This window comes from Pirellulaceae bacterium, assembly GCA_019636385.1.
Taxonomy (GTDB): Bacteria; Planctomycetota; Planctomycetia; order Pirellulales; family Pirellulaceae; genus Aureliella.
Genome location: JAHBXT010000002.1, coordinates 1,218,520 through 1,238,800 on the forward strand (window position 1 = coordinate 1,218,520; position 20,281 = coordinate 1,238,800).

Annotated in this window: 14 protein-coding genes; 5 read left to right on the top strand and 9 right to left on the bottom strand. The window is 54.5% G+C overall.

The features are described from left to right. Positions 1-383 precede the first annotated feature (383 nt). The 3 genes from KF752_10110 (at position 384) to KF752_10120 (ending at position 3,981) form a co-directional block, all read left to right on the top strand. Positions 384-2,423 (top strand): hypothetical protein, encoded by a 2,040-nt coding sequence (locus KF752_10110; GenBank protein MBX3421893.1) that lies wholly within the window; start codon positions 384-386, stop codon positions 2,421-2,423. Between the two features lie 39 nt (positions 2,424-2,462). Next, positions 2,463-3,050, top strand: a complete 588-nt coding sequence (locus KF752_10115) for a hypothetical protein (GenBank protein ID MBX3421894.1) — start codon at positions 2,463-2,465, stop codon at positions 3,048-3,050. Between the two features lie 130 nt (positions 3,051-3,180). After that, positions 3,181-3,981 (top strand): tetratricopeptide repeat protein, encoded by an 801-nt coding sequence (locus KF752_10120; GenBank protein ID MBX3421895.1) that lies wholly within the window; start codon positions 3,181-3,183, stop codon positions 3,979-3,981. A 9-nt stretch (positions 3,982-3,990) separates the two neighbouring features. On the opposite strand, the gene KF752_10125 is transcribed toward KF752_10120, so the two are convergent. From KF752_10125 to efp, 4 genes are all read right to left on the bottom strand, one after another. Continuing rightward, the gene (locus tag KF752_10125) at positions 3,991-4,944 is read right to left on the bottom strand and encodes a dihydrodipicolinate synthase family protein (protein ID MBX3421896.1); all 954 of its coding nucleotides are present in this window, start codon (positions 4,942-4,944) and stop codon (positions 3,991-3,993) included. 33 nt (positions 4,945-4,977) lie between these two features. After that, on the bottom strand, positions 4,978-7,248 hold the full coding sequence (locus KF752_10130; protein MBX3421897.1) for an NADP-dependent isocitrate dehydrogenase: 2,271 nt from the start codon (positions 7,246-7,248) through the stop codon (positions 4,978-4,980). 215 nt (positions 7,249-7,463) lie between these two features. Next, a complete protein-coding gene (trxA, locus tag KF752_10135) occupies positions 7,464-7,796 on the bottom strand; it encodes a thioredoxin (protein MBX3421898.1) in 333 nt (110 codons plus the stop codon). Positions 7,797-8,194: 398 nt separating this feature from the next. After that, the gene (efp, locus tag KF752_10140) at positions 8,195-8,767 is read right to left on the bottom strand and encodes an elongation factor P (GenBank protein ID MBX3421899.1); all 573 of its coding nucleotides are present in this window, start codon (positions 8,765-8,767) and stop codon (positions 8,195-8,197) included. Positions 8,768-8,823: 56 nt separating this feature from the next. Here efp and epmB point away from each other — a divergent pair, with 56 nt between their 5' ends. Beyond that, positions 8,824-9,852 carry an EF-P beta-lysylation protein EpmB gene (epmB, locus tag KF752_10145; protein ID MBX3421900.1) on the top strand — a complete coding sequence of 343 codons (1,029 nt, stop codon included), beginning with the start codon at positions 8,824-8,826 and terminating at the stop codon, positions 9,850-9,852. Positions 9,853-9,926: 74 nt separating this feature from the next. Here the strand turns inward: epmB and KF752_10150 are convergent, their stop codons facing one another. After that, positions 9,927-10,943 carry a dipeptide epimerase gene (locus KF752_10150; GenBank protein MBX3421901.1) on the bottom strand — a complete coding sequence of 339 codons (1,017 nt, stop codon included), beginning with the start codon at positions 10,941-10,943 and terminating at the stop codon, positions 9,927-9,929. 983 nt (positions 10,944-11,926) lie between these two features. On the opposite strand from KF752_10150, the gene KF752_10155 reads away from it, so the two are divergent. Continuing rightward, on the top strand, positions 11,927-12,538 hold the full coding sequence (locus KF752_10155; GenBank protein ID MBX3421902.1) for a thymidine kinase: 612 nt from the start codon (positions 11,927-11,929) through the stop codon (positions 12,536-12,538). A gap of 20 nt (positions 12,539-12,558) precedes the next feature. On the opposite strand, the gene KF752_10160 is transcribed toward KF752_10155, so the two are convergent. The 4 genes from KF752_10160 to KF752_10175 all read right to left on the bottom strand — a co-directional run bounded on the left by KF752_10160 (position 12,559) and on the right by KF752_10175 (position 19,669). Then, positions 12,559-14,352 carry a Na+:solute symporter gene (locus KF752_10160; protein ID MBX3421903.1) on the bottom strand — a complete coding sequence of 598 codons (1,794 nt, stop codon included), beginning with the start codon at positions 14,350-14,352 and terminating at the stop codon, positions 12,559-12,561. 370 nt (positions 14,353-14,722) lie between these two features. Beyond that, positions 14,723-15,889: an HD domain-containing protein gene (locus KF752_10165; protein MBX3421904.1), complete on the bottom strand. Its 1,167-nt coding sequence runs from the start codon at positions 15,887-15,889 to the stop codon at positions 14,723-14,725. Between the two features lie 346 nt (positions 15,890-16,235). After that, entirely contained in the window at positions 16,236-18,101 is a 1,866-nt protein-coding gene (locus KF752_10170; protein MBX3421905.1) for an L-lactate permease, read from the bottom strand. Beyond that, positions 18,098-19,669, bottom strand: coding sequence for an AbgT family transporter (locus KF752_10175; GenBank protein ID MBX3421906.1), 1,572 nt, complete (start codon positions 19,667-19,669; stop codon positions 18,098-18,100). The genes KF752_10170 and KF752_10175 overlap by 4 nt, the downstream gene beginning before the upstream one ends. Positions 19,670-20,281: the final 612 nt, after the last annotated feature.

Here is a 20,281-nt window from a genome sequence, read left to right on the forward strand (position 1 = left end):
CGTGGACCAGGGGCATCGCGCAATTGCGCTGCTGAAGCTTCCTAGTGCTCAGCCCTTGGCAGCTCTAATGCTGGTACTTGAGATCAGTGCGTCTGTCTTGTCTCTAATGCGTGAACGAGCACCGTTTTGCCTGAGCACACGCATACGTCTGGACCAAATTGCGTAGTCTCATAGCTGGCTGCAAGTTGCGCGGCAAGCATAAAAAGGGAGTGTTAAAAAACGTTCAACAGCCTAAACTGTTCAGCGGTTTACAGGTGTCTATTCGCTCTTGAACTGCCGGCCTTGGACGGCGACTACTTGAATTTTGACTGTTGGGTACCATGTTCAACTGGTTCAGACTAAAGAATAAGAAACCCTGTGCTGGCCCGAAATGGTTTGCCTGGATGTTGTTATTGGCAGCCGGAAGCTGGCCGTCTTCTACAGTGGCACAGTCACGATATGCGACCTCAGACAGTTTGAAGGGCTTTGTGCATTGGATTGACTTATACGATGACCAGAACCAGCGCATTGATCCGTCAGCCAATCACCGCCCATACTCACCAGAGAAAACCTGCGGGCGTTGTCACGACTACAAAACCATTGCACACGGCTGGCATTTCAACGGACCGCTCGACAAAGCCAGTGATCCAGGGCGACCTGGTCAGCCGCTAGTATGGAGCGACGCTCGTAGCGGTACGCATCTGCCATTGTCGTACCGAGGATGGCCAGGCACTCATCATCCGCAACAGCTTGGACTGACCCATTGGCAAATGGCTGCCAAACTTGGCGGTTACCTACCTGGACTAACCGTTGATGCGTCACACAGTTCGGGGAGTTATGCCGCATTAGCCGACACAGCCGCTCAACACGCCATAGATCGCAGCCGGATTACAGGCGCACTGCCCATCGACTGTATGCTCTGTCATCATCGGCCCAGCAGCGGCTACAGCCCGTTCGTGTGGACCGAGCAAATAGCTGAGCAGAATTTTGCCTATGCGCCGACCGCAGCCTTGGGCTTGGCCGTTGTAACTGGAGGCATGCGGCGCTTGAAGGAAGATTTTGATCCAACCTCTGAGGAGACTCGTGACCAGCTGCCCAAAGTCCAGTACGATACCGCCCGATTCCGTAGCGACGGCAAGGTGTTTATTGACGTGCTGCGCAAGCCATCCAACGATGCCTGTTACTACTGCCACTCCAATATCGCAACCGACTCACTGAGCGGTGCGCGTTGGCTGCACGATGAAGATGTACACTTACGGGCCGGCGTGGCTTGTGCCGACTGCCATCGCAATGGCCTGGATCACCAAACGGTGCGTGGGTTCGATGGTGAACAACACGCTGCGGGTGAATTGGTGGGCACACTCAGTTGCACGGGGTGCCATATGCCCGATCCAGCCGCGACGCAGGTCCCACCAAGCCCGGCAACCATTGAAATGGCTGGGCGTCTGGGAGCCCCCAAACCCGCGCACTATGGACTGCCGCCAATTCACTTTGAGAAGCTGAGCTGCACCGCGTGTCACGCTGGTCCAGCACTTTCCCAGCCGGTGCCGCGACAGTTGAACTCCATCGTGCATCAGTTGGGTAGCCATGTGAAACGGACAGGCCTAGAGCAGCCGGCCATTCTGGGAAGCGTAATGTTACCTGTGGATGCATCTGGGCAGCTTACCTCTGCTGAAACCAACGGCAGGTATACTCCGCACCGGCTACTGTGGCCGAGCTATTGGGCTGTTCTGAAAGACGGCCAGCTGACCCCGCTCAATCCCGAGCAGGCGTACGATTTGGTGCGCAAGTCGCTCAAGGTCCGTAAGGATTTGGCAGAGGAGATCGGCGAAATCAAGTTGTCGCTGGCCAAGCGCCAAGAAATATTGGGCGACGAACGTGCAGCCCGACTAAAGCCAGAAGAACTAAACGACCAGCAGCGAGCGGCTCTCGCTGCCGCCGAGAGTGAAGAGCGTCGGCTACAGGTTGAACAACGAATGTTGGCGGCGCTGAGTGACATCGAATCAGCAATCGAGGGGGCTCAAGCTGTGTACATCAGCGGTGGAGTCGGCCTGACTCGAGATCCCGATGGACGCTTAAGCAATTTATCTGCCGACAAGCTTGGCATGGCCGCTCAACCCTATGCATGGCCAGTCGCACACGCTGTTCGCCCGGCTCGACAATCGTTGGGGGCAAGCGGATGTACCCAGTGCCATAGTGATGATTCCAAGTTCTTTTTTGCCGAAGTGACACCTGTTGGAACTTTGCCTGACCAAGTGACTGAGCCACTGAAAGTGCACCGGCTTCAACAAGTAGATGTGCAGCGACTACGAAATTGGAATCAGTTGTTCGCTGGTCGCGATCTATTTAAGATCGTCGGCCTGTTGTCGCTGGCGCTGACGTTGGCTGTAGCGGTATCGGCTGCTGCGAGCAGCCTGAGTTCGCGTCGCGCAGAGCGTCCATAAGTCGAATAGGCGGCGATTAGGCGAGTTTAAATACAAGTGATGACGAGTACACTGACCATGGAGCTAATCCACGACTTGGTGCGTAGCAATCTGCTGGCGACCCTGCAATTTCAAGCCATTATCTTGCCCGCGTTGGCTGGAGCGACTGCGGTAATTGCCATCGGGGGTGTGCTGGTTTATACGACGCAGCGACATGTGAGTGACCGTCGCCCGCGTGGCTGGATCGCAACCACGGGCTACGCCGCATTCTGGCTGGCGATTCTAGTGCTGGCCGCAACCGCCTTCGGTTCAATCGTGCAGCAGGGCCACATGCAGCGTCAGGCATTGCTGGGTCACTTAATGGCGGCTGGCGCATTTACGATTTTTTTAGCCGTCGTGGCTGTAGGCTACTTGCCGCGCGGTGAACGAGACCAGAATCGATGGTGGCTAGAGAAGTGGAGTGCGTGGCTGTTGATCCTCAGCGGAGTGGCGACGGCCGGGACAATGCTGCTTGGCATGTTGCCCGTCGTCGATACCGCCGGTTTGAACAACATCACTGCTGTCCATCGATGGAGTGGACTGGCAACGGCTGTGGCGGCGATGTTTCACCTCTTTTCTCTGCTCGCCGGTCGATACGGCATGAGGTAGACCGAACCCATCAATTTAGCGTATCCACATGCTGGCATCGCGACTGTCAGTCACTGGATATAATACAGCTACAATCCATGTAGCTGCGTGTTCATTGGGCTGCGTGAGTGTCCGTTGCGGAAGAAGATGAATGCAACCATTGAATCCGAAAGACTTGCTGACTCGCCTGACTGTGGAAGATGAATCGTCGACACCTGGTGCACCCAGGACGGTCTTGCCCACTCGATTTCAAGAGTTGGAGCGACAGCTTCAAGATGTTCCGCTCACCGTTGCACCTTACCTCGAACTGGCCGAGATCTACCTGACTGCATCGCGCTGGTTGGATGCGCGCCGGGTTTTGGAGAAAGCCGTCGCGCGCTTTCCTGATGATCCGCAGGCCAATTTTCTTCACGAAGAATCGCAGTTGGCGCGTTCCGCCGAACTCTTGCAGGCTGCCCAACGCGAGTATGACGCAGAACCTACTGTATTGACTCAGAATCAACTACGGCAGTGTCAGTTGGAATGGAATGTTCTGCGCGAACGCGTCTATCGGCAACGACTGGCTCGAGAACCACAGCAGGTGGAGCTGTCGATCCCGCTGGCCGAGGCACTTGAGCAATTAGATCGAGTTGACGAGGCGATCGCTGTATTGCAGGCCGCTTGCCACGACCGAAAGTCTCGAGCCAAAATCTGGCTGACGCTGGCAAAACTTCTCGAACGCGCACATCAGATACCGCAGGCGCTGGCGGCTTATCGTCGCGCGGCACTGTATCGCGTGCCGCCGCCAACGGACGAAATCAAGCTCCAAGCGCTGCAATCCGCTGCCGATCTGGCCGAACGTAGCAAGATGATCGACTCGGCCCGGCGGTATCTATCGCTGCTGTTGGAAATCCAGCCCGGCAATATCCTCTGGCAACAACGCTTGGCTGAATTGCAACGACATAGCCTGTGAGCTGACAGCTTATCGATTCATCGGGCATTGGCGCAAAAATGTTTCCAGTATGCTGATGTCGGAATCGGGGCGCAAGGGGCAACCCGGATAGGCCCGATTGCTGTTGATCCAGCCTCGCAATTGCAAGAACTGCGCGGCGCTATGCTTGTAGGCTGGCACCGGATCGCGAAAGGCAAGGAATCCCAGGTACTGTAGCCAGTCATTCCACGAGTAAAAACTTGGGTCGTTCAGCTCCCACAAGCGATCGCGCACCGCAAACCAGTCGGGTGCCATGGTGCTCAGGCCCAATAGGTAATCGCTGCCATACATCACCATGTCGATCGCCAGGTCATTGCCAGTAAACACATGAAACTCGGGGCGCAGGCAATCACGAATTGCTAGCCGCTGCCACTCCAGTTGTCGATCCAGTGAACTATGTTTAGCGCCAATACATTGCGGGATTTGTATCCACTGTCGATAAAAGTCCACAGAATAGATTTGTCCGAACGGGGCAAACATTTCGCCCAGTTCAAAACCGATGTAACGATCGGCTACTTCGCCCATCTGTCGATAGGCCAATAATCGTGCCTCATCGCCCAACGACTTCAATCCGTAGGACTGAAAGATAACCGGCGTTCCACCACACGACTGAATCGCATCCAAGGGAGCAAAATAATCGGTGATTTGGCATGGGCGGTTCGGATGGTCCCCAACCCAGGCACCCGCTGCAAACCCGGCACCGCTACACAGCGACTGCGTTTCAACCAGCACACGCTGTCGGGTTTCTTCGTCGATCAAGTTGGCGTAACCGGTGTCCATGTTGACCGCCGGCATTAATCCAGCTTGCAGCGTTTTTTCAACGTGCTTTCTAAAGCACTGCCAGTCCACTTGATCTTCGCAAGTCAGCGGCAACAGTACCGCAGAGATACCTAGAATCTTCCGACCCGGACGAATGGTCGGCATGCAGTTTGATTGTGCATTCATGAACTGGACGCCTCGTCGCGACGAGTCGATGGACTAATGGCTGCCGCGTCCAGCGGACTGCCTATCGCTTGCGCGCAGCGACTGGTAGGTTTGGTCCAAGATGCGATTGAACGTGGCGCTGGGCCGCATCGCGCAGGTTGCCTTTTCGACGCAGGTGTGATAGTAGCCACCGAGATCAATCGCCTCTCCCTGGGTAGCGTCGATTTCTTCGATGATTCGCTTTTCGTGATTGGCAAGCTGTTGTGCCAATGGAGCGAACATCTCTTGTAATCTTGGAGCAGAATCCTGTTTGGCCAGCGCCTGCGCCCAATACAAAGCCAAGTAAAAGTGGCTGCCACGCGTATCCAATTGCCGAACGCTGCGTTGGGGCGATTTTTCGTAATCCAAGATCGCGCCAATGGCTTGATTGAGCGTTTCACCCAGAACCTGTATCTCTAACTCACCTGATTGTTGGCCCAAATCCTCCAGCGAAGCTCCGACTGCCAAAAACTCACCGATCGAATCCCAGCGCAAGTGCCCCTCGGCAATGAACTGCTCGACGTGCTTGGGAGCCGAGCCCCCGGCACCGGTTTCGTACAGACTGCCGCCAGCCAGCAGGGGAACGATTGACAGCATCTTGGCGCTGGTACCCAATTCCAAGATGGGGAATAGATCTGTCAGAAAATCGCGGAGCACATTGCCGGTAACTGAAATCGTATCCAAGCCCTCTTTGGCTCGCCAACAGGCATGCTGTGCAGCCGCGGGGGGTGGCAGGATTTGAATATCCAAATCCTGAAGGTCGTATTCGGCCAAATATGCGTCAACTTTAGCGATCAACTGGCGATCATGCGCGCGATTGGAGTCCAACCAAAAGACGGCGGGCAAGCCCGTTACTTTGGCACGCTGCACAGCCAGACGAACCCAATCGCGAATCGCCTCGTCGCTGGTACAACACATGCGCCAAATGTCACCGGCCTCCAATTCGTGTTCCAACAGTGTCCGGCCCTGCTTGTCAACGACGCGCACACGGCCAGCAGTAGGCAGGATAAACGTCTTGTCATGCGACCCGTACTCTTCGGCTTTCTGCGCCATCAGCCCGACATTAGATACATTGCCCATGGTGCGTGGATCGAACGCTCCGTGGGACTTACAAAAGTCGATCACCGCTTGGTAGAACCCAGCGTAGCTGCGATCGGGAATGATCATCTTGGTATCGTGCAGCCGTCCGTCGGCTCCCCACATTTTGCCTCCATCGCGAATGGCTGCAGCCATGGATGCATCAATGATAACGTCGTTTGGCGCATGGAGATTCGTAATGCCCTGATCAGAATTGACCATGGCTAGCGCAGGTCCACTGGCAAACTGCGCGGCAATATCAGCACGGATCTCGGCCTGCTGTGGTGCTGGAAGAGTTTGCAGGCGATCGGCTAGTGTCGCCAGGCCTTGGTTGGCGTCAACGCCCAGCTCAGCGAACGTGGTTGCATGCTTCTCAAATACAGGGGCCATGAAAACCGAAACCGCGTGACCAAACATGACGGGATCCGAGACCTTCATCATGGTGGCCTTCAGGTGCAACGAAACCAATTGCCCCTGGCGACGAGCGGCCTCATACTGCTCGGCATAAAACGCTCGCAAACATTTCAGTGACAAGAAGCTACCATCAACCACATCACCAGCCTGGACTTGAATGCCTGACTTCAGTATTTGCTGTGTTCCATCCTGAGTTATCAAGACAACTCGCAGGCTTTCGTCGGCCTCGATTGTGCAGGACGTTTCACTGCCATAAAAATCGCCGTGTGACATGGATGCCACATGTGTCGCCGAATCGCTGCGCCAAACCCCCATCTTGTGCGGATGCTGGCGCGCGTACTCTTTGACCGGAGCAGCTACGCGCCGGTCTGAATTGCCTTCGCGAATCACCGGGTTGACAGCACTGCCCTGTATTCGACTATAGCGCATCTGAATCTCGCGCTGCCGATCATCGTCCGGCGATTCCGGGTAGCCTGGTATTGCGTAACCCTGCGACTGCAATTCTGCGATGGCCTCCTTAAGTTGCGGGAGCGATGCGCTGATATTTGGAAGCTTGATGATGTTGGCATCAGGCGACTTCACCAACTCGCCCAATTCCTTCAGCCAGTCCGGCTGCCTCTGATCTACCGCCAGGAAATCGGCAAAATTGGCCAAGATGCGGCAGGCCAGCGAAATATCCCGCTCGACCAGCTCAATATTTACCGGCTGGGTGAATACGCGCAGAATCGGCAACAGCGATCGAGTCGCCAAGGCAGGCGCTTCATCCGTGAAGGTATAGACAATCTTCTTTGGCATCGGGAACCTCGGTTCAATCCAGTCTAGTTCTTACTTCGTCTAGCCACGCGGGCACCAGCCCACGCGATAACCGAAATACACCGCAGCCCGATGAAAAAACGGGATACGCTTGAGTACTCTGCTGTGGATAACGGACTCGACCCGACCAAGTCTCCAGTCAATTCCTGAACTCCAGGAAAAAATTGACCTCCGGAGAATATCTGGCTGAAAGATGGCTAGGCCGAAACGCTGTCGTTTAGAACTTGCTCAAGCTTTGCCTTAGGCGGGGCTCCCACAAACTGCTCGGCAACATTCCCGCCACGAAACATGATCAATGTCGGAATGCTCTGAATCCCATACTGACTGGTTGCCTGCGGGTTTTCGTCGATATTTAGCTTGCCCACTTTGACCTTACCGGCAAATTGTTGCGCCAGTTGGTCGATCAGCGGAGCGATCTGACGGCAAGGTCCGCACCAGGGTGCCCAAAAATCCACCAATACGGGTGTAGTGGACTGCAAAACCTCGGCGGAAAAATTGCCATCGGTAAGCTCAATTGTATGCTGGCCCATCGTATCATTCTCCTTAGTGGTTCAATAACTTAATCGACTGGGCATCATGTAGCCCGCATGCGACAGCAATCTTCAAATCTGTTCTATTTGGCAGGATTGAGACCTAGGCACTAGAATCATACCTAGGCAACTGAATCACACAGCCCGGGCGGTAATTTTACCGAAAAGTATTCGATCCTTCCACGCGAGCATCCTTCCCACACCAGCAATTTTTTTACAGTCGTGTATGGCCGGCGACATTCGCTGTCCCGCATTCGCGGCTTTGCGATCCAGTAACATCCGGCCGAGCAGCACCAACATCGCGCTGAGCAATATGTACAACGGTGCCGTTTGCGCCTTGAATTGCCAGCTAGGGCGGCTTACGTGCCAATCCAGGGGAAATCGTCAGGACACGTGGCTCAATTATTCACTCGCTCGACGTATTCACCAGTTCGCGTATCGATCTTTATAACATTACCTTGCTTGATAAAGCCCGGTACGATGAACTCGGCTCCCGTTTCTGTCATGGCCGGCTTGGTCACGTTGGTAGCGGTATCACCCTTAGCGCCGGGTTCGCACTGTGTGATCAGCAATTCGACGTGTATTGGAGGTGTCAATGTAATCGGCGTCCCATTGAACAGCATCATCGTGCATTTCATTCCATCCTTTAGATATTTCCATGCATCATCGACTTGTGCAGCGGTCAGCTCGTATTGCTCGAACGTATTGTCGGCCATGAATACGAAGGTATCTGCTTGGCGATACAGGTACTGAGCAGAGATTTCCTCGATGTCAGCCGCTTCCAGCTCATCACCGCCCTTGTAGGTGCGGTCCAGTACCGTTCCTCGTAGCAGATTCCGCAGCTTGCACTTGTACAGCGCATTGCCTTTTCCCGGCTTTACAAAATTCATTTCGATCATCAAATACGGATCGCCGTCGATTTGAACCTTCAAACCTTTTCGGAAATCGCTGGTCTTGTACGAATTGGCCACAACAGTCCTCGTTCTTACTACCTTTGGGTATGCACCCGCGTTTTGGGGGGTCAACTATGGCAGAAATTCTAGCGGCATCCACTCAACTTGTCGAAGCCAGTTTGCCGCCCACCGCCACATGGCAGCGATCTCTAAAACAGGCGATTCGCAGCGGACATCAGCTACTGGAAAGCCTCGGGCTGCCCACCGCTTTAGGCTGCAGTTCGGCTCAACGTGATTTTCCTGTGTTTGTCCCGCAAGAATACGCTCGGCGAATGAGGCCCAGTGACCCTCGCGACCCATTGTTACTGCAAGTATTAGCTACGGCGCAGGAGACGATGGATACTGCCGGGAGGGACGATCCAGTCGGCGACAGGCAATCTGAAGTCATTCCTGGCCTACTGCACAAATACGTTGGTCGAGCCTTGTTGATTACCAGCGGGGCTTGCGCCGTCCATTGTCGCTATTGCTTTCGCAGACATTTTCCGTATCACCAAGCGCCTGTTGGGCCCGTGGGTTGGCAACCAGCCATCCAGGCAATCGACCAGGACGCGTCGATTACGGAAGTGATTCTGAGCGGTGGCGATCCACTGTCTGTGGTAGACGAGTCCCTGAGCCAACTGGTCGAGCAGCTCAACACAATTACGCATCTGCACCGCATCCGCATCCATACGCGGTTTCCCGTCGTTATCCCGAGTCGGGTCTGCCAGTCCATGGTTGCCTGGATTCGCAGCTCACGCTGTCCGATCTATTGCGTGCTGCACTTTAATCATCCTGCGGAAATCGATAGTGAAGTCAAACAATCGCTGCGCGAGTTGCGTCAAGCTGGAGCAGTGCTGCTCAATCAATCCGTACTACTGCGCGGGGTGAATGACTGCCAAGTCGTTCAGCGCGAACTGTGCGAAAAGCTAGTAAATTCCCAGGTCTTGCCCTATTACCTACATCAATTAGACCCTGTTCGAGGTGCTATGCATTTTGCGGTTTCGGATATTGAAGCACAGCAGATCCTCACGCAGTTGCGATCGATGCTTCCGGGCTATGCAGTACCACGACTTGTTCGCGAACTGGCTGGACATCCCTCAAAAATACCGGTGCCGTTTGAATAGTCATCATCGTAACGACACGCTTGACAGGCGGTATCTGGTAGCTGGGTATGCCAAATCGCGTCTTGAGTGATTGGCTACATCAAGCCCGCCCCGTGACCATGCACATGCGAAAGTCTGGCGACGCCATTATCAATCACTACGCCTTGCGCAGGATCATCGGACAGCAAAGTGGCACCATCCAAGTCGGCGTAGTCCAGCAATGGCAAAAGCTGCGCGGCAGCGCTGATGGCGATGGAGCTTTCAATCATGCAACCGACCATCGTCTTCATTCCCAAATGCTTCGCCTGACGTAGCATCCGCAAGGCTGGCGACAACCCTCCGCATTTGCAGAGCTTGATGTTGATGCCATGGAACAGTCCAGCACATTCCGCGACGTCTGACTCGCGCTGGCAGCTTTCATCGGCCACTACCGGTAGTGCGCTGTGCTCGTAAACGCTGCGGTGATGTTCTCTTGGGGCGCTGGCGGGCAACGGTTGCTCAATGAATTCGACATTCAGCTCAGATAATGCCTGGGAAAGTTCGATCGTCTGCTGGACACTCCAGCCACAATTCGCGTCCACTCGAAACACGGCTGGGGTAGCCGAACGCAGCGCGCGAACCATTTCAAGATCCTGCGAGCCACCGAGTTTGATCTTGTAGACTGGCCAATTGGGTTGTTCCTCGAGTTTCCGAAGCATTACGTCGATGGAATCCATCGCAATCGTGTAACTGGATGCAGGCACGTTGTTCCAATCTAGCCCCCACCAGCGCCAGGTTGGCAGCGAGTCACGTCGAGCGCGCCAGTCGTGGGCCGCCATGTCCAGCGCACTCACGGCAAACAGGTCTCCCCTTAGCAGTTGGACAGCTTTATCCCAAACCGCTTCCGGTTTATTGTCCACGTATTCCGGAAGCAATTCGCGTGCAGCGGTGAGAGAACTAGTCAGCGACTCGATTGTGTGTCCGTAATAGCTGTTCTGGGTAACTTCGCCCCAGCCACTCACCCCGTCGCCTCGTAGCTCTACGATTAGGGTTTCTTGCTGGGTCATCGTGCCGCGCGAGATGGTAAACGGATGGGCCAGGGTTAATTGCTGTGGATAGAGATACAATTGCATTGAGTGCTTCTAGTAAGCCAGGGAGTGGGTTGGAATCAGGCACGCAGAAAGATAGCACTACTGACGATGACAATATAGCAGCCTTTCATGGCTAGCAATTACGGCGCGCCGCAAATTCATCTTAACCGACAAACTCGACCAAATCCAACGGCTGCCAAAGTCCGATAACTTCCGACAGCAGCATGGCGTACGTAAGCCATTCCGCTTTACCTGCTGACGCCGGAACACATCCTAGATACCGACGCGGCCTGCCACGTACAGGCAGGCTTACATCAGGTTGGTGGGCTGTCGATAGTAGCAAGTTTCAATGCATCGCGCGAGGGCTGTGAAAATGGACGTTAAATTCGATCGTCGGCATCCGAGGGTGCCGTCCAAGCACGTTACTTGGTGTTTCATAGGGTACCTCGTGACGATGTTCAGTGGATGCAGCTTGTGTTGCCCGCCATACATAGATGACTATGCAACCGTCGGTGGCAAGTGGCCGCGAGCCAATCCCACTAGCGGTCGGGTCGGTTCTGCATTCAGCGACCCTGGGCTAACTCAGGTGGGCGAGTCAGTAAGACCATGGTCTACAAGCCAAGTTGACTCACCGGATATAAAAACGTCAGTCAGAAGGTCAACGAGTTCGTCAATACAGCCAGAGCCACTGCATTTAGAGGAAGACGGACAGGTACTGTTTTTTGATTAGTAGCCTACACACGCACGTCCGATACCAAAAACACAGGCCGAAAAGGTCATGAAAAAAACTCGCCGTCAGGGCAGGTAAAATTGGCCCGCAGACCCTTGGCTGCAAAGTCAATCAACCTGAGCATCCGTAGAAGTCACGTCGCCAATCGCATTTCTTCAAACCAGTCACTAGAATCTCAGATCCTGGACAACTTTGTTTTCGTAGGGTCCACTGGCTGAGCGAGCTGGAATACTGCGATAAACTGCAGACCTTAAAGGTCGCTGGTAGGCTGATAGTTAGAGAATCCGGTGTTTGAATGGCGAAGCTGTATTTCTATTACTCAGCGATGAACGCTGGCAAGTCAACAATCCTGCTCCAATCGAGCTACAATTATCGCGAGCGGGGCATGAGGACATTAATTCTCCAGCCCGAAATCGACGATCGATTCTGTCAAGGCAAGGTTGCCTCTCGTATTGGCTTGAGCGCAGATGCGCGCGCATTTCATGCCAATGAAAACCTGCTTCAACTGATTGATCAGCTCCATAGGCAGCAACCGCTTCATTGCATCATGGTCGATGAAGCCCAGTTCTTGACTCAGGCCCAAGTTCGGCAGTTGAGTGATGTCTGCGACACACTAAACATCCCCGTATTGACGTATGGCTTACGTACCGACTTTCAGGGCAATCTATTCGACGGTAGCCAACAGTTGCTAGCCTGGGCGGATTCGCTAGTTGAAGTCAAAACAATATGCCACTGTGGGCGCAAGGCAACCATGGTGCTGCGCATTGGTTCCGACGGGAAAGCTGTCCGCCAAGGTAATCAAGTTCAGATCGGCGGCAATGATCGCTACACATCGGTCTGCCGCCTGCATTTCAAGCAGGGTTTGTCCGAACCAGTCGACTCCTCACTGCCGCTACTGTCCGATTGAATGCCCACTACAGCAGCCGTCTATGCCTCGCCGGATGCTACAGCCCGCCAGTTGGCTGCCATTACCACGGTACCTAGGGCGATGAAAGCTCCGGCAATCCCAGCTTCCCAGTAACGGCCATACAGAACGTATCCGCTGCAAAACAGAGCTGCATAAATTGCGATACAGCCAGCGACCATAAACGTCAGCTCTCGTTTCAGATTCCAGCCACTGCTAATGTTGCTCAATTGGCCTTCGGCCTGCGCATCAGCAACTACTTTCCGCCAGCCAGGTCCTCCTGGGCGAATTCGCTCGCAAAAGCTGCGTAGCGTCGTCGGTGATTCCTGCGCTCCCAACAGCGCTGCGCTCATCCAGCAAACCGTGGTGATGCTGACAATCACCAAGAACTGCTGCCAGTCTGGCAGCGTGCTCTTTGAGATGTGCAATCCGGTTGCGATCGAAACGGACACAACCATGGCTACAATCTCGGATGTCGCGTTGATGCGCCACCAAAACCAGCGTAATAAGTAAATCAATCCGGTGCCAAAGCCAACTTTTAGTAACAAACTGAATCCATCCAGAACACTTTCCAACTGCAGGGCCAGCCACGCCGCCAGCAGCATCAATACGACGGTAGTAACGCGACCGACGTTCACCAACTGCCGCTGATTGGCAGTTGGGTGAATGAAACGCAGCCAAATATCATTGACAAGATAGGACGAACCCCAATTCAAGTGTGTCGAGATTGTCGACATATAAGCCGCCACCAGCGACGTTGCCACAATGCCCAGCAGACCGGCTGGCAACCGATGCAACATGGCCGGATAGGCTAAGTCATCCTGTATTAACTGCTCTTCGACCCCAGGGAACTGAGTTTTCAGACTGGTAAGGTCAGGAAAGATGACCAGCGACATCAGTCCGATCAAAATCCATGGCCAAGGACGCAATGCATAGTGCGCCGCATTGAACAGCAACGTTGCGCCCGTGGCGTGACGTTCGTTCTTGGCGGCCATCATGCGCTGCGCGATATATCCTCCGCCACCCGGCTCGGCACCGGGATACCAAGCGGCCCACCACTGCACCGAGAGCGGAATAACCAACAAGGTCATCGCCAAGTCTAGCCCAGCTGTGGTACTAAAGTCGATAGCTGGTAGAAAGCTCGATTTCGCGCTCACTGCCGAGTGGGAAAATAGCTCGCTCAGGCCACCAATCTCGGGTTGCTCTAGCAACCAAGCCGCAGCACCAATCGACCCGACCATGGCTACAATGAACATCACAAAGTCGGTTACCAGCACGCTTGTCAAGCCACCTGCGGCGCTGAAGAAAACAGTTATGCCACCTGCAATTAGCAGCGTCTGCATCGGAGAGAAATTAAACATGATTCGGCCAATTTTGATGGCTGCCACGCTGACTGTGGCCATGACGATGACGTTGAAAATCAGTCCCAGATAGACTGCGCGAAAGCCGCGAAGCGCAGCGGCCATCGAGCCACCATAACGCAGTTCGTAAAATTCGTTGTCCGTTACAATTCCAGCCCGCCGCCACAGTTTGGCATAGACGGCAACCGTCAACATGCCCGTCAACAGAAATGCCCACCACAACCAATTCCCGGCCACACCATGTTTGCGCACCAGGCCAGTAACCAGCATGGGCGTATCCGCAGCAAACGTTGTGGCCACCATGGATGTGCCCAGCAGCCACCAAGTTCCCTTGCGGCCAGACAAAAAGTAATCCGAACTGCTCTGGCTGGCCCGCCGTGAGGCGACGAGCCCCACCAACAATGTGAAGATGAAAAAGACGCACAGTATGACCCAGTCGATCGCATGCAGTTGCATGTGCGGTGCTTTCCGTCACAGAATGGAATTGGCGGTCCAGTGCCACATGTTATCCAACAGTATTTAACAACTCGGTATTGTCTGGCAACAGTATAGCGATGCTCTGGCGAACATGGTGCTAGTACTCTAAGAAATGGCACTCGTTGACGGACTTACAGAATATGACAAGTATTTTGGACTCAATGGCAGGACACGGGCGATTGTGCGTAAAATCCCGCTAGACTACTTCGGCATAGGCCTGCGGGGAGTGCCACGTCCGGCCCATAATTATGGCGTGGAATTGACAGTCACGGCGACCACATCTGCAAACTGACGACGCCCGTTGCCACCTGACGTCAACACCCGAAGACCTCGGCAGTTGTGGCAAACTCTACCGCCACAGCACCTCATCCAGTAGCGACTTGCTGATGCGCTTCTGGCCCAGTGCTTCATCCGTGATCGGCTCCATGATGGACAGTTTAGAATTGCGCAAGTCGAACATCTTTGGACGCGGTCCCTCCATCCGTAGAATAGGGCGTGTTGGATTATTACCACTGCTGCGATGTACAGTAGCAATGGAATCGTTGCTCAGCAGAACTTTCGATCCTACCGGATAGAGCGATGTGGTTCGAATCATCGCCTTGAGCGTTTCTGAGCAAAACGTGCCTGCTGCGGCGTGCCGCATAAGGTAGGCCACCGCATCAGACGGGTGTAGATTGCAACCCTTGGGCAACGGCGACGGTTGTTCCCTGGAAGTAAGTGTCAGGTACGCATCAATCAGACCAAGAATTCTCGAAGGCGCGATGACACGCTGAGCTGCCAACCCTTTGGGATATCCGTGGCCGTTTGGTTGTTCATGGACCTGCGCCACAGCCAACTTGACCTTGGGTGAGACGCCTATGGAATCCTCCAGCAATTCGACGCTGATATCGGGGTGGTGTCGCAACCAATCTCCGGCATACTTCCGGTTTGCAATTCGAGTGGTTGCGGACGATATGCCAGGCAACAACGAGAGGTCATGCAGTAGCCCAGCCATTCCAACCACTTGTCGGTCATCAGTACTGAATCCAAGCTCAGTCGCGACAACCATACTCAGCAGAGAAAGTTGCGAGCACCGTCGTGACAAGGCGAAATCTGCCTCAGTGGCCGCATTTTGCGAGCCCGTGAAGGCAGCGATCAATCCGATTGCAACATCCTGTTCGATATCGGCCAATTGACAACTGACGGTGTCGCTCAGCATAGACATTTTGACAGGCAACTTCTCCGCCAGCCGATTGGAGATCTCAACAACCGCTGCGCTTGCTTGATCGAGGCTCTTGATAAGCCGCTCCAGTGGTTGGCCATCGTATGGAGCCAGTACTGGATCGGTTGCAATCAAATCCGTGGCGTGTGAGGTGAGTGCCTGACTGTAACCCCGCCGCGCCCAACTCGACTTGAGTTCCTCAGTAACTCTGGTACCAGCCGGCGCTAACAGGACGCCATTGAGTGCAACTAGATTAAAGCGCAACTGTAAGCCAGCTTGTAGATTGGCGATGTCGATGTTCATGTCGACTTTCATTTCGTCATCTGCTTTTCTTGACTCCATTCTGTCCCCCAAATATGCAATTGCCGTCTCCGGTGCAGGAGCTGGAACTGGTGACTCAAGTTTTGGGGCGATTTGACTAGCTTGGAACGCACTCGAGACTAGCTAATTCGGGCTTCCTTGGCAGTATCCCAAGCGTAAGTCCGAGATGAGAAGTGGTGCTGTAAACGCTGGAAGACACCTGAAATGTGTCCGTTTAACACTAAGCTGCACAACGTGGTTGGAAATGTAATCGCAACATTTACGAGCGATCCTTGAGGCCGGCTAGCGGATTCGGCAAAAGTACAAAACAACCGCTGCGTCCATTGACCGATAGTACAGCTTAGCGCGATTGGATTGCTTGTGAGCGAAGTAGTACCACCAGCCCACTCAGCAGCATGGCTACTGTGATTAACGTGCCAGAATTCAACCACCCCTTTGTGCTGTACCAGACGATAGCGTAGCCCACCGCACCTGTTAGAAGTGCGTACCAGACAAAGATCGGCAGCGTCTTGCGAATAATGATTCCCTCCTGACCCGCCAGCCCGGCGACAGCCGATGCGGCTACCACGTTGTGAACACAGATCGCATTTCCCGCCGCGCCGCCCACTGCTTGCAGGGCTACAACCCACAGCGGATCGACCTGTAGCCGTAGCCCTGTTTCGAATTGAAAAAGCGCAAACATCATGTTGCTGACGGTATTGCTGCCTGCTACGGCTGCGCCCAGGCCACCAACAAATGTGGCCAGCAGCGGCCAGCCCTGCCCGACCCAATATTCGACTCCGGCTGCAAGCGCCAGCGGCATCTTGCTGTACTCGGCTGCACCGTCATGGCTGTTAATGAATACTTGCACCATGGGTACAGTAAAAACCAGCGCCGTGGATGCCTTGAGTGTCGTGCGGGCCGAGTCGATCCACGCGCTGTAGATGGCCGACGCACGCATCCTCCAGATTATGATGCTCAGCAACGATACCAATATAAAGATGCTGCCGGGCAGATAGAGTGGCTCTGACGTCCGTGAGACCGAGGTACCCAGTATCTGGGTCATTGGAATGCTGAACGACTTCAGCCAGGCCTTCAATGGCAACACATCGACACGCGTTGCTACCAGCAGAACAGCTACTATCAAGTAGGGCACCCACGCCAATACATAGTCAACGCGTCTGGGGCGTCCCGATGGCATGCTTGGGGCCGCTGAACTAACAACCGAGCGAGGCGCGTTCCGAGCTGATCTAGTTTCTGACCCGTCACCTTGAATGCCCGCTGGCGACAACCCGGATTTGCCCCAACTGCTGGGCCAGTTTTCTGGCAACTCCAGCTCGCCTCTCCCCGATGCAGCCGCTTCGCGAGCGCCCCACCAACCGCGCCGGGCCGCCACAGAAACGACGGCCAATCCGATGAGCGAACCTCCCAGGCTGGGAAATTCTGGGCCCAAGCAGAAAGCGAGTGCAACATACGGGATGATCATGGCCCAGGCTGCAAACAGCGCAAACTTCCATACCGCCAATCCATCAAGCAACGAACGGTTGATGCCAAACATACGCGTCGTAATCGAAACCAGGAACAACGGAATCAACGTTCCGCCAACCGCATGCAAGACTGCCACACGCCAGCTCAACCAACGTAGCATCCCAGCGGTGTCGCCGAAGCCAGCTTGCGCCGCGTATTGCATTACGTCCGCGTCGTTTCCAAGCCCCGTCGCAACGCCAACCAAAATCGGCGTTCCCACTGCTCCAAACGAAACCGGCGTCGACTGGATAATCATTCCCGCCAACACAGCCGCCAACGGTGGGTAGCCCAAACCAATTAGCAACGGTACGACGATGGCCGCAGGCGAACCAAATCCTGCTGCTCCCTCAATGAAGGATCCAAACAACCAGGCAACGATAATCAACTGCAACCGACGGTCGGGCGTTATGCTCACAAACGATTGCTGGATTAGCTGCATGGCTCCGGATTGACGCAAGGTCTGCAGCAGCAGAATCGCGCCAAAGATGATGTACAACAACTCCAACGCTATCAGCAAGCCAGCCAACGATGCGGCCGCAATCTGAGACCAAGCGACCTGCCATAAGAATCCAGCCAGCAGCACGACGACTATCCAGCACACCGGCATTGCGCGGCTGGCGGGCCAGCGCATACCGACCAACAACGTCGCAACGGCAAACAGTGGCAACATGGCCAGCAAGGCTTGCGCGGTCACACTCATTGGGGGCTCGGTATCGCGTATTCGTAGCTCACATCTGGTCCCAGTAGAAAACCCAATTGCCAGTACACAAGCAGGTAAATACTCCAACAGACCAGGAACGTCAGCGAATACGGTAGCATCAGCGCCACCAATGTGCCAACACCGGTTTGTTTGACGTACTTCTGACAATAGACCACGACCAGCGGAAAATAAGGCATCATCGGCGTAACGATATTGGTCGTGGAATCGCCAACACGATAGGCCGCTTGGGTCAGCTCGGGGGACATCCCAAGCATCATCAGCATCGGGACGAAAATTGGCGCCAGCATTGCCCATTTGGCGCTGGCCGAACCGATGAGCAAGTTCACCATAGCCGACAGTACAACGATGCCAACGATGATGACTCCGCTTGGTGCTCCCGAGTTTTTCAAGTAATTGGCCCCAGTAACCGCCAACCAGCGACCTATGTTGGAACTATCAAATGCAGCGATGAATAGCGCCGCAAAAAAAACCATCACCAAGTAATAGCCCATACTCTCCATGGACTTGGACATTCCGCGAATGACATCGCGGTGACTCTTGAAACTACCCGCGATATAACCGTGAATAATTCCGGGTACCGCAAACAATAGAAAGATCAGCGGCACAATGGCGGCCATCAATGGGGCCTCGGGGCGAATGGACGTCAGCGAACCGTTGGCTCGCAACGCTGAGTCAGTTGGCCAAGCCCACCAAATTAGAACTCCAATCATGACCAGCACGGCGGCCAGGCCACAAGCCATAGCCAGTACATCGCGACTCGTCAGTTCAGGCATCGACGGCATATCGCTTTGAATGCCGTCCACTTGAGTACCTCGCAGTCTGGGCTCGATCACCCAGTCGGTCACCAGCCATCCCAGCAAGATCAGCACCACCCCTGAGCTGGCGGTGAAGTAATAGTTGCACAGAGGATTGATGGCCACTTGATTGTCAATTAATGCACTGCCTTCCTGAGTCAGTCCCGCCAGTAGTGGATCGATGCCTGACAACAAAAAATTGGCGCTGAAGCCACCTGAAACTCCAGCGAAGGCCGCCGCAATTCCCGCCAATGGGTGTCGTCCTGCGGCATAGAACATGACGCCACCAATGGGAATGACCAGCACATATCCAGCATCGGCTGCCGTATGACTGAGCAATGCCACACCGATGAGCATGGGAGTAAGCAACATCCGTGGTGTAATCAGCAACAGTGACTTCAGGCAAGCGTTGATGAAGCCCGCATGTTCGGCGATGCCGACACCCAGCAACGCAACCAAAACGACCCCTAGCGGCTTGAAACTTGTAAACGTCTTGACCAGTTCAGCCAGGAATCGTGCTAGAGCTTCCGGAGTCAACTGGCTTTCAATCTTGGTGGCCTCAGCTTTGCCGGGTACCATGAACTCGGTACCCGCGAGCCAGCCTGATAAAAACCATGTAGCCGCTAAACCAAACAGAAACAGCACTGCCGGATCAGGCAACTTATTGCCCAGCCACTCCAGGCCATCTAGCGCCCGTATCAATCGACTGCTTTTCGACGAGCGAACTTCCGCATTGCGATTGGTGTCCGTCATAGTGTGCCAGCATCCTTCAACAAATTGGCTTTGTACGCACGGGCTATCCTACCACGCCTAATCTAACAACTCGCATCTCGCGCTCAAGCCTCCTACCGCTTACGAAGTCACTTCGTTACCGCATCTGAGAATCCATCTGCTAAACCGGCTAGCGGTAAGGTCAGTGAACTGAAGGTAGAGCAGTCCCTCAGCCACAAGAGATGTGTTGCTAATCTGCATCGGCAGATTTCACGGCTCCGACATGCTACGAACCAGTAGCAGCAGAAATTACCCAACGCAGGAAGTCAGCGTAAGCTGATTCACCTGCGTTGGGTTTTCTGCGGTGATCGATCGACTGCTAGACAACTCTCACTCAGTTGATTCAAAGTTGCCAGCCATCAGTAAGAGCGGTCGGCACAAACGATCTCTCAGTAAATTTCACTCAGATTAGCAGCATGGAACCGGTGCACAGCAGGTTCGCGCTGGAGCACAGCGACGGGGGACTGGAACAGCGCAGCAACGCACAGGCGCTGGACAACACGAAGGAGAGACGCAGCAATTTCGTGCCTTAACGCGGCAACAGCTCTTGGCAGGTGCACAGCACCTCGAGACCACGACCGCAGGAGCACAACA